This is a genomic window from Lysinibacillus sp. CD3-6 (genome assembly GCF_006351725.2).
Taxonomy (GTDB): Bacteria; Bacillota; Bacilli; order Bacillales_A; family Planococcaceae; genus Lysinibacillus.
The window spans coordinates 940,444-956,902 of sequence record NZ_CP085880.1 but is presented as its reverse complement, the minus strand read 5'-3'; the positions used below and the strand labels follow the sequence as shown (position 1 = coordinate 956,902).

At 39.4% G+C, this 16,459-nt stretch carries 12 protein-coding genes and 1 riboswitch; of the genes, 2 read left to right on the top strand and 10 right to left on the bottom strand.

Annotated features, from left to right (window positions below; translation table 11 throughout):
- Positions 1–305: 305 nt before the first annotated feature.
- Complete coding sequence (locus FH508_RS04450) at positions 306–1,502, top strand: MFS transporter (RefSeq protein ID WP_173477938.1); 1,197 nt, start codon at positions 306–308, stop codon at positions 1,500–1,502.
- 55 nt (positions 1,503–1,557) lie between these two features.
- A riboswitch (TPP riboswitch) is annotated at positions 1,558–1,665 on the top strand.
- 221 nt (positions 1,666–1,886) lie between these two features.
- Complete coding sequence (gene thiW, locus FH508_RS04445; protein ID WP_173477939.1) at positions 1,887–2,378, top strand: energy coupling factor transporter S component ThiW; 492 nt, start codon at positions 1,887–1,889, stop codon at positions 2,376–2,378.
- Positions 2,379–2,435: 57 nt separating this feature from the next.
- Here the strand turns inward: thiW and FH508_RS04440 are convergent, their stop codons facing one another.
- The 10 genes from FH508_RS04440 to cbpB form a co-directional block, all read right to left on the bottom strand.
- Positions 2,436–5,030 carry a VWA domain-containing protein gene (locus tag FH508_RS04440; RefSeq protein ID WP_173477940.1) on the bottom strand — a complete coding sequence of 865 codons (2,595 nt, stop codon included), beginning with the start codon at positions 5,028–5,030 and terminating at the stop codon, positions 2,436–2,438.
- A complete protein-coding gene (locus tag FH508_RS04435; protein WP_173477941.1) occupies positions 5,014–6,759 on the bottom strand; it encodes a vWA domain-containing protein in 1,746 nt (581 codons plus the stop codon). Before FH508_RS04435 ends, FH508_RS04440 begins: the two co-directional genes overlap by 17 nt.
- Positions 6,760–6,770: 11 nt before the next feature.
- Complete coding sequence (locus tag FH508_RS04430; protein WP_173477942.1) at positions 6,771–7,643, bottom strand: DUF58 domain-containing protein; 873 nt, start codon at positions 7,641–7,643, stop codon at positions 6,771–6,773.
- Positions 7,640–8,635: an AAA family ATPase gene (locus FH508_RS04425; protein ID WP_173477943.1), complete on the bottom strand. Its 996-nt coding sequence runs from the start codon at positions 8,633–8,635 to the stop codon at positions 7,640–7,642. Before FH508_RS04425 ends, FH508_RS04430 begins: the two co-directional genes overlap by 4 nt.
- Before the next feature lie 11 nt (positions 8,636–8,646).
- Complete coding sequence (locus FH508_RS04420; protein ID WP_173477944.1) at positions 8,647–10,110, bottom strand: hypothetical protein; 1,464 nt, start codon at positions 10,108–10,110, stop codon at positions 8,647–8,649.
- A gap of 12 nt (positions 10,111–10,122) precedes the next feature.
- Positions 10,123–10,968, bottom strand: coding sequence for an ABC transporter permease (locus tag FH508_RS04415; RefSeq protein ID WP_173477945.1), 846 nt, complete (start codon positions 10,966–10,968; stop codon positions 10,123–10,125).
- A complete protein-coding gene (locus FH508_RS04410) occupies positions 10,965–11,900 on the bottom strand; it encodes an ABC transporter ATP-binding protein (protein ID WP_173477946.1) in 936 nt (311 codons plus the stop codon). The genes FH508_RS04415 and FH508_RS04410 overlap by 4 nt, the downstream gene beginning before the upstream one ends.
- A complete protein-coding gene (locus FH508_RS04405; protein ID WP_173477947.1) occupies positions 11,900–14,290 on the bottom strand; it encodes a hypothetical protein in 2,391 nt (796 codons plus the stop codon). The genes FH508_RS04410 and FH508_RS04405 overlap by 1 nt, the downstream gene beginning before the upstream one ends.
- Before the next feature lie 394 nt (positions 14,291–14,684).
- Positions 14,685–15,572: a transcriptional regulator CcpC gene (locus FH508_RS04400; protein WP_173478122.1), complete on the bottom strand. Its 888-nt coding sequence runs from the start codon at positions 15,570–15,572 to the stop codon at positions 14,685–14,687.
- A 68-nt stretch (positions 15,573–15,640) separates the two neighbouring features.
- Positions 15,641–16,084, bottom strand: a complete 444-nt coding sequence (cbpB, locus tag FH508_RS04395) for a cyclic-di-AMP-binding protein CbpB (protein WP_173477948.1) — start codon at positions 16,082–16,084, stop codon at positions 15,641–15,643.
- Positions 16,085–16,459: the final 375 nt, after the last annotated feature.

The following is a 16,459-nucleotide window of genomic DNA, read 5'->3' as shown; positions in this document are numbered from 1 at the left end:
AATCGTTCTAATATAGAATTTCACTTTCGATGTGTTCAGTTGATTGGAGCGGAGGTCAGCGACTCCTGCAGTAACACACAACACGTAAGAAGCAACAGACCACGCGCACCGAAATGATTGAGGCTTACCGTGTGCCCACGGGAAGCGACCGCAAGTAGCGGAAATCAACGGTATTATTCTGAGGAAAAACAATGTCTTCGTTCCGCTAACCAAGTCATTCACCTACGACTATAATCTGATAGCCAAGCAATATTTCTTTATGATAGACTTTAGGAATGTTTCAATAGAAAAAAGGGGGGTATACGATGACCCAGCAGAAGTCCAACAAGGCGGCTTTGTACATTTTAATGTTTAATATGTTTATCGCAATGGGGAGTATCGGAATTATTATTCCTGTCATGCCAAAGTACTTACACATATTTGGTGCTGCAGGACAAGTTCTTGGCATGTTAATTGCAACGTTCGCCTTTGCACAGTTTATATTTTCTCCAATTGCTGGGAATCTTTCGGATCGATATGGTCGAAAAAATTTGATTGTTTTTGGTCTGATTGTAACTGGTATTGGGCAAATTTCATTTGGGCTATCTACAGATGTGTGGATGCTTTTTGTTGCTCGTTTCTTAGGAGGGCTAGGTTCTGCCTTTATAGCACCTCCAATTATGGCATTTGTAGCAGATATCACAACGTATGAAGAACGAGGTAAAGGGATGGGCATGTTAGGTGCTGCTATGTCTCTTGGTTTTATGATTGGACCAGGTATTGGCGGGTTCCTCTCTAAAGTTAGTTTGCATTTCCCATTCTTTATGGCTGGAGGAGCGGCTATTATAGCCTCTATCCTTTCGTTGGTGTTATTACCTTCTACAAAACCAACTGCTGCTCAAAAAGCACAAAAGCAAGAAAATCTTGCGAAGCAGATGGCGCGTTCAGTCCAAATGCCTTACTTTGTCATGCTTATTATTATGCTAGTGTTTTCGTTCGGAATCGCCAATTTCCAAACGACATTATCATTATTTGTAACCGAGAAATTTAACTATACACCTCCAGATATTGCAATCATCTTAACTGTAGGTGGCGCATTCGGTGTTATTGTGCAAATGTTCATTATCACACCACTGTTTAAGCGCTATGGGGAAATGAAAGTTGTATTAGTCAATTTATTTATTGCTGCTGTAGCAATCTTCCTCATATTATTTGTTTCTGGCTTCGCATTAATTTTAGTTGTCGCAACAATTTTCTCTACGGCAACAACACTTATACGTCCAGCAGTCAACACACTGATTTCTAAGCTTGCTGGCAATGAGCAAGGCTTAGCCGCTGGACTTACCAATGCCTATATGAGTCTTGGAAATATGATTGGTCCTGCACTTGCGGGTCTTTTATTTGACTGGGATATGAACAGTCCGTATATATTCGGGTCGATTATTTTAATGACATGCTTCTTACTAGCGCTCATTTGGACCGTAAAAAAGGCTCCACATCTTATGCATCCTGATTCAAATTAGTCCATTGACAATTATTTCAAATATGGTACATTTATTATCGAAAAATTAAATCGTTTAACACCACTAGGGGAGTCTTTACAAGGCTGAGACGTATATGTTCATATACGGACCCTTTGAACCTGATCTAGTTCACACTAGCGGAGGGAAGTGGCGACACTTGCTTTTGTGTAATTTAAAAATGCAAGGCCGCTTCCTTTCGTTACTAGGAAGCGGCTTTTTTGTATTCATCAGGCAGTGCTATCGGCGATTTGTCCGATTTTATCGGCGATTTTGTGAGGTCTCTCGGCGATTTGCCCCGTTTTATCGGCGATTTCTCACATTTTATCGGCGATTCACTGAGTTCTATCGGCGATTCATCGCACAAAACTAAAAGGAGTAACTATCATGTCTATTCGAAAACTAACTACTATGGCTTTATTAGTAGCTATTGCAGTAGCAGGCTCTATTTTTGTCTCCATTCCAACTGGCATTGCACGTGCCTATCCTGTACAACATGCGATCAACGTCATCTGCGCCATTCTATTAGGTCCTATGCCTTCTATCGTCGTTGCTATAGTTACAGCATTGATTCGTATCTTAACAGGCACAGGCTCCCTTTTAGCGATTCCTGGAAGCGTCATCGGTGCGGCATGTGCGGCCTTTGCTTATAAATACAGTCGCAGCAATTGGCTTGCTGGTGCTGGTGAAGTATTTGGCACAGGTATTCTTGCCTCATTAGTCGCTGTTCCATATGCGCAATTATTTATGGGAACGTCTGTCGGTGCATTATTTTTTATGCCTGCATTTTTTACATCTAGTTTAATCGGGGCCGTTCTTGGCATGATGATGGCTAGCAGTCTACGGAAAACTGCGCCCCATTTTCTTATTACGAAATAGCTATGTTTATAAAAAAACGATGACACATGCTTTTTGCATTGTGCCATCGTTTTTTATTTATGAGCGTTTTTTCATGCCTTTTAATAACTGTGCAACATTCGTATCCTCTGACTGGACAGTCGCTTCTTCAACAGGCTTTTCTTTCTTTTGCCTTGTTATAAAGCTCCATCCAAAGCGTCGAATCGTAATATCTACGAAGAATAATAGCATCCCCGTTAATAGTAACCATGTTGCAATATTTTGGCGCTCTGCTCCTTTGTTGGTGAAATTACGGAACACGTCTTGTGGTTCTTTCAAGACAGAGCCACCCGTTTGCTTCGTTAGTTGCTCGACAAGTGTTTCATTCACAGGACGTAATTCATATTCTGCACTGTACGGTACGCTTAGACCAGCCTGGTAAATAGCCTGCTCTTCGTCAGCAATACGGAAAAAAATCAATCCTGGTTTCGCTTGCACAACTGCCCGTACTTGCGATGCGGAAATCGTTTCAAGCTGTAAATCAAGCTCCTCACCCGCTTCATCGACAGCGACAATATCTAAAAATGCTGCTTCATTTGTCGGATCAGTGATGAGAAATGAGCCGTCTGTATCGAGTCGTACATCATAGGCCACATCATTATAGCTTGGTAGCATTTGCGAAATGATTGTTTGCCAAAATGATCCCCATTCCTGCCATCTTGCCCAGTCACCAGCCCATTTCCCTGTCGAATCTGATGTGAAAGCAAAAGTTTTACCAAGCCCATATTGCCATTGGGCCAATACAGGGTCTTCCTTCTCACTTTCAGCTATCACAGCAGCTCCCTGCTTTGCCTTCGTGCCAATATATGCATTCATTTGTGGCACACCTTTTGCAAATAGTGTATTCCATCCAGTTGCATTATAAATTGTAGGATAAAACGGATTGTCCTCTATATAAGTACGGGAAATCATCGCTGTTTCACGGGATAAAATTGAAGGAATTGTTTGTTCATCAATAACATCATAGAAACGACCACTACCCATTTCACTTAATGACTGAAGTAAGTTGCCATCTGCATCTTGTCCAATCGCCACTGTAGAAAGTGTAATCCCTTGTTCCTTCCCATTTTCAATTAAATCCTCATAATTGCCTGATTGTGACTGTCCATCTGTTAGTAAAATAATATGCTTTCTCTGCAATTTTAAATCTGCCAAACTATCATATGCTGCTGAAAGGGAGCTATATATTTCCGTACCCCCACCAGGCGTCACTGATAAAATCGTATCGACTGCTTCCTCTTTATTACCAAGGGGGGCCGTTTCGATGATTTCCCAAGGGCGATCATCGAAGGCAATAAACCCGAGCGTATCCTCATCACGTAACATTTCCACTGATCGTGCGGCTGCTTCTTTCGCTAGCTCTAATTTTGAGCCATACATACTTCCTGAACGGTCTAGTACGATGACAAGTCCTAGCGATGGTAATTGCTCTTTACCTTTTATCTCCATTTCAACAGGTAACAATGTTTCAATCGGCGTTTTGAAATAGCCACCCAAGCCAAAGCTATTTTCACCACCGACCATTGTAAAACCAACACCGAAGTTTTTAACTGCCTGCTCAATAACACTCATCTTCGCTTCACCGACTAAGTGGCCTGGTACATTATCAAAAATAATAGCGTTATATTGCAAATAGCTAGAAAGTTCATTTGGCAAGCTTGCTGCATTTATCACATCATAGGAAATTGAATTCGTCCCTAGCGCTGCAGCAATAGGTGATGCCGTATCGTAGCCGTTAACAATAAGTAAATGTGGCTCGCTTTGCACCATTGTAATACTTGTTAATTTATTATTTTCAAAAATAGCATCCTGTCCAACTTGCACCTGTGCCTCATATTTTACAAGCCCCTCTGCAGTTGCGGTATGTTTATATGTGAAAACATTTGAACCTTGTGCAAGTTCCACCGACTCACGATGAATGAGTTCATCATTTTCGTACAGTAATAGTTCACCTTGTTCTGCAGCTGTAGCATTTACTTCCGTTACAAGCTGCTGCTGTTCACCTACATAAGCTACTTGTGGTGTGACAAAACTTTTAAGTGACACATCATTCGTCACGTTTTGATGGAACGGAACGACATCTACACTAATATTGGAGCCCTTTAGCTTCGTAGCAAAATCTATCGCACTGCCTTGGGTTTCATTAGCATCCGTTAGTAAAACAAGTCTCGTTGCCTTTTTCGGATCGACAATACCCGTAGCCAGTTGAAGACTTTGCTCAATATTCGTTTGGTCAGTTCCTTTAACTTCAGTAAATTTAGGAACTTCTTTTAAAGATTTCGATAAAATCGCTTCTGTTTGGAGAGTTGATGAAAAAGAGTAAATCCCTGCAAGTTGTTCATCCTTTTTCGATTTCAAACTTTCCTCTATAAAACTAGTCATTTCCGCTTCTGTGTTATTCATTGAAGCAGAACGGTCCATTAAATACAATACTTGCTCGTCCTTTACTGGTAATAAAATATAGGGCGCTGCGAGTGCGAAAACCAAACAACCGATTGCTATTATACGAATGCTCATGACGACTAGATGACTTTTTTTCAGGCGCATACGCTCTTGCCAATAAGACCATCCAAAGTATATAAACAATGGTACTAATAACAATAAGGCTAATGGCGTATCAATTCGTAAATCCACGGCGTCGTTGCACCTCCCACTCTGCTACAAGCAAACATAAAATAATGAGTATTAACCAAGGAACAAATGAAGCCTTTGATACTTCTTCCTTACCATTAGGCTGAAGTTCTCCAAGTGTATAACTTGTTCCTTCTTCTATTACACGTTCAGGTGCCTGTAGTTGCACGATAAGGCGTTTTTCTTCACTGCTTGAGCGAGCCGTGTAAATACCTGGCTGCATCGGTGCAGTTATTAAGCCATTAGTGATTGTCGATAAAAATTCATCGTCCTGAGAATAGACACTCCAATCACCTTGTGCTAACGCAACTGAACGTTGCTCATTTGGTACGAAAATGCCAAGAGAGCCTACTGATTCAGATAATTGTTGTGTCGCACTCCATAAAAATAACGGGAACGAAGGATATAACGGCCAGTCCGTATCAGCAATATCAGCTAAAACGATGATATCGCCTTGCGGTGATCGTTGAATAAATGGTTTATCACCTACTGTGGCAATTGTCTTATAGCCATCAAAAGCAGGATACAGAGCACTTACATAAATATCATTTAACTCACTAAATGCAAATAAAGCATCGCTCGTTGTTTTGACCTCACCATTGATTTCCTTTTTTTCTACATCATCACGTCCATTTAACACTAACGGTCGCTGCATGTTTTGAAGTAATGACGTTTGGTTTGTTACGATGGTAGCATTTTCGTTATCCGCTAGTTGTAATGACGGTACTATCTTTACATGATCGCTAATCGATTGGAAGCCCTTTTGAATAAGTTGATGCATGTTTTGATCGACAACGATATTCGATGTAGCTGTTTGAAGCACAACTGATTGTTTATTATCCACCACATAATCATCTTCCACATTAATGTTAGCTGTTATAGTATCCATTAACGGTAAATCTTTAAATGTTTTAGTCGTTGCCTCGTTTTCTGCTAAAGAAACTTGCTCTTCGATTACTACTTCACCTTGACTATTTTCTAGTGCAATTGTCAGCTCATGTTTCTGGTCGGTATCATTTTGCAACTGCACTAATGCCATTGTAGATTGCCCATCTGTCGTAGCGGCAAAGCGTGTTATCGCAACATTTGCTAACCCCTTCTCAGAACCATATACGAGCCATTTTACTGAATTTTTCTCCATCGGCAATTGCTTTTTATCAAGTGAATCTGTAAAGACGTAAATCGATGTTTGTGTATCACCGACAAATGCTTGTGCGACGTCAAGCGCTTTATTCATTTGCGCAGTTTCATACGTTACCTGTAAATCTTGTATCGCTTTTTCAATACTTTTCACATTCGTTTCCTGCTGTAGTACTGCTTGTGGCGTATTGCCAGTTGTAATCAACGTGACAGGTCGACCTTCAAGTTGATCTACTAATGATTGCATTTCTTTTTTATGTGCATCAAATGTGGATTGCTCTTTGCCAGCGAGCATTGTAGCAGACGTATCCACGATAAATATCGTCTGCGCACCAGCAATAGTGCTTTTTTTCATATACGGATTCATTAGTGCAAGCACTAATAGGAGCAATGCCAGCAATTGCAAATAGAGCAACGCATTTTTTTGTAAATGCTTTAAATATGGGGAAACCCTTGTTTCTTGCATAATTTCAGACCAAAAAAGTGTTGAGGACACCGTTTGATCGGTATATTTTTTTCGAAAGAAATAATAGAGCAGGACAATGACCGGGATGATGGCCGTCCAGCTAAACATAATTTGACTAAAGCCCAAAACGGCTCACCTCACCTAATCCAATGTGCTTTTAATAATTGCTGAAAGATTGCATGTTGCAACCCGTCCTCCACCTTAAGCTGCAGTTTACGTACACCAAAGCGACGGCAAATCGCTTCAAATTCCTCTTCGTGCTGGCGACGTCTTGCCTCATACGTATTTAGTACTTTTGATGACATTGTGACATTTACATCACGTCCTGTTTCACGGTCGAGTAAACGCACATCTCCTGCATAATGAGGGGATAGCTCCTCCTCCGTAACGATTTGTAAAATGCGGACATCACCTGCAAAACGGGGTAATCTTCTCAATAATTGCTCCCATTCCTCAATAGGTTCAAGCCCATCCGTCACGATGAATAGCACTGTACTATCCTTTGGTAAAGCCTTTAATGCACCTTGTGCAAAGCCTGCTGTATAAGTTGCTTCTTCAATATCTGTTACAACTTGCAAAAATGCACGACGATACATTGCTCCTTTCCGACGAAAAGGTGGCTTTACGTCATCTTGCACATAAGTAAACGATAAACGGTCATCTCGTCCAAGTACCATTAAACCAAGTGAAGCAACGATTTGCCTTGCGAACGTCCATTTAGCCGAATCGCCCATTGACTTTGTTGCATCTAATAAAATATGCACGCGCATTTCTTGCTCGTCTAAAAAACGTTTAATAAAATATTTATCGGTTCTTGCAAAAACGTTCCAATCTACTTGTCGCACGTCATCACCTAAATGATATTCGCGAAAATCAGAGAAATCGAGGGATGCCCCGAAGCGCTGCGAACGATGCGAGCCTTTATGTTGACCACGCAATTTGGAGGCAGTCGCCACTTGGAAACGACTAATTTTCGCTAACCAATCTTCGGGCAGGATGTTTTTTGTCATCGACTTACGCCTTGCTGTACTTTTTCTAAAATCACATCAATCACATCATCTGCTGTCTTACCTGAAGCCTCCCCTTCATAATTCAGCAGCATTCGGTGACGGAATACTGGCTTCGCCACTGACTTAATATCACCTACAGATACATGAAAGCGTCCACTCATTAGTGCTCTAGCTTTCGCTAATTTAATTAAGCTTTGTAAGCCCCTTGGACCACTGCCATATTGTACATAGTGTTTTACTTCATCTATAGCTTCTTCTCTTTCTGGATGTGTTGCCACTACAAGATCTGCTGCAAACTCAAGCATCTCATCAGCAATCATCACTTCCTTAACCATTTGTTGTGCCAATATTAGTCCATCTGTATCCAGAACTTTTTGTAAGCTTACTTCTTGCGCACCTGTTGTTCGCTTCATAATTTCCATAAGCTCACTTTTCTCGGGATAAGGAACAAGTATTTTACAAAGGAATCGGTCCATTTGCGCCTCTGGCAACGGATATGTACCTTCCATTTCAATAGGGTTTTGTGTAGCTAAAACGAAAAATGGTTTTGCCATTTTCTTCGTATCACCTAAAATCGTAACTGTTTTTTCCCCCATTGCTTCAAGCAAGGCACTTTGCGTTTTTGGTGTTGCACGGTTAATTTCGTCCGCCAATACCATTTGACTAAAAATCGGCCCAGGCTGGAATGTAAATTGCTGTCTGCCGTCTGCTGTTCGCTCAATCATGCTTGTTCCTGTAATATCAGCGGGCATTAAGTCCGGTGTAAATTGAATACGAGAAAAAGATAAATCGAGCACTTCAGAAATTGTACGAATGAGCATCGTTTTCCCTAAACCTGGAAGCCCCTCTAACAGCGCATGGCCATCTGCAAGGACCGCATATAACGTGTAATCAATTGCTTCTTCTTGTCCAACAATAAAGCGATGAATTTCATCCTTTACTTGTTGTAATTTCGTACCCATTTCAACATACTGTTGTTCTGTAAATGCCATGTTTTCTCCTCCTACTGCTGCTCAATAGTCGTGAAATAAGATTGCACGACTTGTTGTAAATCCTTCGGCAATTGTAAACGCTCAGAGCTTTCTAAATAGCTATCTTTATACGAGCCAATTACTTCTTCATACGGTCGGATAGAACCTTTCGTAATCGGTCCATTTCCTTGTTGCTCCGATACATGCGAACCGTCCCCTAATTGCCCACTATCGACAGACGTTTCATTAGTTCCACCAAGTCTAGGTGTAGTTAATAAGTTGCGGCTACCTTGACCGCTCCCCGCACCTTTTCCAGAACCAGAACCAGAGCCGCTTCCTTGTCCTTGACCCTGTCCTTGACCTTGGCCTTGACCTTGTCCTTGGCCTTGTCCTTGACCCTGTCCTTGACCTTGGCCCTGTCCTTGTCCTTGACCCTGGCCTTGCTGATTGCCTTGTGATTGCCCATTGCCTGTTGCTTGTTGGGAACCATTTTGTGAATTATTTTGCCCTTGCTGTCCCGCTTGCCCTTGTTGACTATTTGGCTGAGCGTTACCCGAAGTTTGATTAGCATTGGCATTACTTTGTTTGTTATTATTTGTACTATTCGCACTAGCAATCGCATTTTGTAACGTATTGCTTGCTGGTTTACCTAGATTGCTCATTGCAGTTTGTGTTGTATTTGCACTTTGTGTAAGCTGTTGCTGCATCTGAGCAAGCTCTTTTAACTGGGCGATTTCCTCTTTTGATAATGCATCATTGTTATTGTCTGCAGCGCCTTCATTACTCGCTGTTTGCTTATCTTTTAATTGCTGTTCTTTTAGAGCTAATTCCTTCTGCTTTTTCACAACTTCACGTAATGCTTCTTCCGCTGTTTGTGTTTCTTTTAATGTATTTTGTAATTCTTTTAACTGCTCTTTCACTTCTTTTGTCTCTGCTTTTTTCTCTAACTTGGCAACTTCTTTTTTAATGTCCTCAATAACCGCTTTTTCTTTTTCAACTTCAATCGCCTCGATTTGCGTTGCAGCTGGGAACATATAAAGTATTGCTAATACGACAGCTGTCACAAAAAGTCCGACGAATGCCTTAGGACGAAACAAATTCTTTTTTCGACCTTTAAATTCTGTAAATGCTTTATCCGACTTTTGCATTGCTTTCGCAAGTAAAGACTGCACGAGTGGGTCTTTATCATCTTTAAAAGATAGTGCGGTTACTAATTCATTATGAGAAAAGTAATGATCAAGCGCATGCAATGCTTCCTTCTCTTTCACACGCCGCCACCACATTAAAATAACAGTAGCAAGTATGCCTATAATAAAGGTAGCAACAGCAATCTGACGGTAATAAGGCCATACAAATAATCTTGATACAAGGACGAGTGAAGCACTCGTAAGCAATGCTAAAAACAACCCGTACTGTGCAATTGGAAGACTTCTCTCAAAAGTTAAACTACTTTGTGCACGCTGAATAAATTTTCGTAATTGCTGTCGACGCTCCATACTGTTCCCTCCTCATCGATTACTCTTCATATTGGCACGTAATTTTTTAATCGCAATCGATAAACTTAACACGATAATTAAAATATAAATTACTAAATAGGTAATCCATACAGGGAATTCTACTCCGCTTAGCTCTGTTAACGCATCTCCCATAGATGGAGAAATCAGTGTAAGCATTAAAGCTCCTGGATTAATAGATGCCCAAAAGTATGTCATAAATGAAGTACTTGTTGCGATCGTATTCCCCATTTGATGGAATGCCATTGATAGGAAGAAGAAAAACGCTGTAATTCCTCCTAAAAAAATGATAGAGCCATACGTAGCTATCATGGCAACAATGGTTTTCTTCGTAATAGTTGAAAACATAACTCCAATGCTGCCAATTGCAACGACTGTTAATAAGTAAAATAAAAAGATTGAAATAAGCTGTGAAGGTGATACACCACCAAATAAAAATACTAAACTATACAACGGTAGCCCTGCGATTAACATTAATACTAAAAACGCCACTGATGATAATAATTTACCAATAATAATTTGTGTTGAACTTTGTGTCGTTGTTAGCAAAATATTTAATGTTTGCTTTTCTCGTTCACTACTAATTGCCCCTGCAGTTAAACTTGGGGTAATGAAAAGAACGAGTGCCATTTGTAAAATTGTCAGTACGGCAAACATCATAAAGCTCGTATCAGGTCTAAAGAAGCCTCTGCCAGTAAATCCAGTCGTCAGCAGTAAAAACCCTGCGATAAAAATACAAATCACCGCTAGATAAAACATTAAACCTGAAAAGCTTTTAAAAGAACGGAAGCGTAACTTCAATTCTTTCACGAGTACGGGGTTATAAAACCTTTCCATCATTGATTGTCCGCTCCCTTCGTAATGGCCATAAAGACATCCTCTAAATCTTTTTCTTCCTCACTTAATGCATAAATTGGTAAATCCGCAAGCATTGCTTTTTTCAGTAGCATAATTTGATCGCGGTCTGTTCCACGATAATTAAAGGCAATTTCCAATCGATTGTCGATCACATCTATTGAAGAAATAAGTGGATCTTCCTCCAAAAATGCACGTACATCGTTTAATCTATCCGAAACCTTTATGACAATGCGTTTTTCTCCTTGTAACTGCGCTTGAATAGAAGCAACATTGCCATGAGCAATCAGCTTCCCATTATCTATAACGCCAATTTCATCACACATTTCAGCTAGCTCTGGCAAAATATGCGAGGAGATTAAAATGGTTTTCCCCATGGATTTTAAATTTCGTAATATATCACGCATTTCTACGCGTGCACGTGGATCTAATCCTGAAGCAGGCTCATCCAAGATTAATACCTTTGGATCATGGATGAGGGCTCTTGCTAAACATAGACGCTGCTTCATTCCTCGCGATAGTAAATCTACATATTCAAAACGTTTATTTGTTAAATTGACGAGCTCTAGTAACTGCGGTATTAATACTTTACGCTCCTGTATGCCAATGCCATAGCTCGCACCATAAAAATCTAAATATTCGTCTACCTTTAGTTGATCGTAGACACCGAAGAAATCTGGCATATAGCCTATTTGTTTACGAACTTCTTTTGGTTCCTTAATTACACTTTTTCCATTAATCAATGCATCGCCTGAAGTAGGGGAAAGCAATGTTGCTAAAATCGAAAATGTTGTCGATTTCCCAGCACCATTGGCACCTACAAAACCAAACACTACCCCTTCCTCCAATGACAGATTTAAATGATCTAGTGCTATGAAGGAGCCATATTTTTTTGTTAAATCACGAATTTCAATCATTACTTCGCCACTCCTTTCAGCTCTATTTCAGGTAATTTTGTCTGCTCTCCAGTTTGATCTGGTCCAAATTTAATTTCTAAAAGCAGTTCACCCTTATCATTGAAATACTGGGTAATATCTTTTGTAAACACCTGCTTTGTATCAACTAATGGCTCATAGGCACTCGTTGTATTATTCCAAATTGACAGCTGCATACGTTTCACATCTTTATTAGAAATTGTGAGCTCATTTAAAGATTGAACGAAGCTCATAAAGTTGTCTGGCATCTCTATTGATAATTCATATAAGCCGTCTTGCATGTACCACGTATTCAACTGCTCATCTATTTTATCGAAATAAGCATTTGATGATTGTGGACTCAAATTATACGAAAAGTTGTTACGTTTCATCGTAAACGGACCAGACATTTCAACTTTTCCATCGAATGGCTGTACAAAATAGGAAATAGGCGACATTTTGACGCTTGTATCAAGTTCTACGCCAACAATAGCTTGTTCCGCCCATGCAGTAATAACAGGTTGTTTTTCATTTTCTACTAAAAGAAGTGCTTGAGACTTCATGCGATCTATACGTAGTGGGTCAACTTCTTCCTTCTTCTTTGGATAATCATAATTATAATTATTAAAGTTTGAAGGCTTTTGAAGAACCGTTGTTTTCATCTCTTGATCTACCTTCAGTGTAGCATTTGGCTCAATATCACCAAGCTTCACTTCTTTCGTACCTGATATGACCGTGACATCCTTTAGAGCAAACGGGAAGTTATTTTTAACTGTTCCAGAAAGCTTTTCATCTTTTAATGTAATATCAACATCCATTTTACCAATATTTTGCGCTGCTGTTTTCCCTCCAAAAGATTGGACGGACCAGTAGCTTAAATCACGTAATGTTAATGTAGAGCCATTTGCATGCTCCTTAATGTACGAAGATTCATGTAATGAACCCGCTGTACCAGTAAGATTATAGTTATTGCGGAATGCTAATGCAGAGGTGTTATTATCTGCATTCACAACAAAATCACCACTTCGATTGGTTAAAATGGATTCTACATAATAACCATTTACACTACTATCTTCATTTACTTTAAAAAATGCGGATTGTTGAACTTGTGGCTGTACTATACGATCTTTTGCACCAAATATAAATAATGCGATTGATAGGACAACAGAAATAGCAGGTATTACCCACCAAGCATGCTCTCGTTTATCCATTTTCTTTAGAACGAAGTAAAGGAGTGGACCAATTACTAAAATATAAAGAATGATGACGATAAGCATATAGCTAACAGACACTTCAAATGATGGGAATAACTCATTTATACTACCTAGCTCATAGGATAGCTGATCCATCGTAGATTGACCTTGCATTTGCGTTTGCTGAGACATTGTTTGAATATCTAGCATTTTCGCTGTTAATGCCGCATAGCCATCCATTGATGCTAGAGGTTGATCTCCTAAAGAGAACGTTGTTTGTACAACCTCTCCACTACCAACCTGTTTCTTAGCTGCTAGTATAATATTATTATCCTTTAATACAGGAATACTTCCTTTGTTTTCTGTTGCTGTATAAACAGGGATTGCTTGCGTGAAAATGCCGCCTCCAGATAATTTTGTTAAGCTATCTGCTGAGACGCTTGCCGTTTGTTGAGATAATGAAAGTGGTAAATAGTCTTTAAAAACGCCCGCTGTTTCATTAATCTGCTCAGCGCCTCCAAGTAATAATGTACCGCCATCTTGTACCCATTTTAATAACGCTTCCTGTTGTTTTGGTGATAAATCAGCAATGGCTATCTCATCTACTGCAATGATATTCGCCATCGCAAAGCCTTGCGCAACCTCTGGTAATGTATAGTCTTTTAATTGATTTAAATTAAACACTTCAACACTAGTGGATGGTGCAAATTGAGATAATCGCAAATATGCTGATAAACGGTCACTTTTATCTGTTAGCGTATAAACAAATGTGGAATTTGCTTCTAAGAAATTAGCTTGCAAACGTTTTGTTCCTTTATAAGCAACCTTTTTCCCTTTTTCAATATCGCCCTCATAAAAGGCAAATAAGTCGGCATCGGAATAGCCGTAGTCAGCTAGGCTGTCTAAATATAATGTGAATGTTTTTTCCTCACCAGCCGCTATATCAATTGGAACGACTAGTGCTGATGCAGCCTGATAAGAATTAAAGGCATTGATGGCCATATCACCCGAAAAATCAGCACCATTATTTTTTACTGTTACTTGCAATGGTGTAACGGATTGATATTTAGCCTTTCCTGAAATTCCTGCCTTAGCTTGTACCTCTAAAGTAGGTGCTGCACTCGCCTCGGAGACAGGCAGAGCATAACCTACAACAAGCATTAATAGTAATATTAGTACTGTAATATTTATTTTTTTCAAAAGCTCAACCCCTTTTTCTTACTTTTAGATGATTACATAATTATACGTTTTATCGGGCATTTTGTTCCATTTCTTATGATATCTTCATGAATATTCATAAACTCTTAAGATTTAGGGAGCTATTGTTGATGTCCGCTTCGGCGGATGCTTTCCGCGGGCACACACGTAAGCCGCAACCCTCGCTAACGCGCGGCTTGTTGCGTCTTACGTTCTGTGCGTTCCCGCAGGAGTCACCGCCTTCGCTACCATCAACTAGTGTGCTCTGCTAAATTTTTTCTTTGGCAGAAGAAAGTATTTCGTAGTTCTCCTTTTTATTAGGTATTGCAAAAAAGTGTTAGATTGACTGAAATCAATCTAACACTTTTTGTCCCAGACCCTTTTAGCATTGGGTTATTTATTTTGTATAATCAAACAGACATCGCGCATGATCTTGTACGACTTCTACAAATGCCTCCACTTGTCGTAATTCGAATGAAGACTCATAGCCAATTAACCATGTATCTCTAGTTAAACCGAATTCTTTTTCATCGTTTGTTAGTGCGATTTTATTGATATTATCATGCTCATTTAAAGTAATGGACGGTAAAATAGCATAGCCTATTCCATTTAGCGCCATCTGCTTACATATTTCAATTTGGTCCACTAAAATTTGTCTTCTTGGATTTGAAGCAAAATGCTGTTGCCACCATTGCTGTATTTCTTGATAATAATTCGAATCACTTTTGAATTGAATAAAAGGGCGATCAGTCGTTAACACATCTTCAACTGTTTTTAATTCCTGATCGACTAAGTACAATGTATCTCGGAAAAGATGAATCTTTTCACCTTTCCAATCGACCTGCCCACGCACAATTCCGACATGGGCTTCTCCTTCATATAAAGCTTTTACAATTTCTGAGCTCCAGCCAGTCATAAGTGAAATTTTAGCTTCAGGATATTTTGTCACAAAGTCCTTTAATATTTGGGGCAACCAGTTTTGTCCAACAATTGAAGCACAAGCAATCTTTAAAGTCCCATTAACTTTTGTCGTTAAGGATTGAATCATTTCAAAGATTTCCTCTTTTTTAGTGAGCATATCTGTTGCATAGGCAATAACATGCTCCCCTGCTGGTGTGGCTGTTAGACCCTTTTGTGAACGAATAAAAAGCTGTGCACCCCAATCTTTTTCAATCGATTGCAACCGTTGTGAAAGTGCAGGCTGCGATAAAAACAACCGCTCCGCTGCCTTACGCATATTACGTTCCTCAGCTAAAACTTTCAAAATTTCCGCCTCTGTTGCCATCAATTACCTAAACCTCCTAATACAAGTAAAGGGGGACCTCATGATTTTCATCTGAGCTCCCTCTTACACTACTTTTCTTTTTGATAGATATATTTTTTCAATTGCTTTAAAATAACGCGTCTTGTTAAAATCCCTGTAAATGTACCATCTTCATCTATAACACATAAAAATGCATGGTTAATAACCAAATCTAAAGCGCGTTGGAATGTATCCGTCATATTTAAAACGGCTATATTTTTCTCCATTATTGTATCCACTTTAATATCTGGTAATTTTTCATATTCAATATGTTCGAGACCTAGAATGGATTCGGTAATCATTTTCATGCTCAATAAACCTTGAAGTCGATATTTTAAATCTAATACAGGTATTGATGAGTACCCCGTACGTGTTAGAACAAGGAGTGCATGCTCAGCACTATTACCAATTTGTACATGCGCGACCTTTTCGGATGAAATAATAAAATCACTAATTGGCATTGCTAATAAGTCTTTGCTGTTAGTTGAAATCATGAAATTCTTCTCCTTTTCTGTCCTTGCTTTGCAGAACAGGATCCTTCTCTTTTATCATATCACAATGTTTCCGAATATGACCACGACAAGGTCAAGAAGAGTTTTTTATACACAACGCATAATATGGGCATTTCCCATTAACACCTTCTTCTGTTCTAAGTGTATTAGGAGGAATAATTTTATATTCTCCTGTTTTACAATAGATAATGCATATTTTAATGTACTATCTATTTATGTATGTAATGCTGAAATAACTTTATGTCGTTTTCTAATAAAATTTCCTCATAACCCTTCGACTAAACCATTAATGCCTCTTTCCATATACAAAATTCATTTCACCTGTTCTCTACAATGTATTCGCATATGGAAAGGACA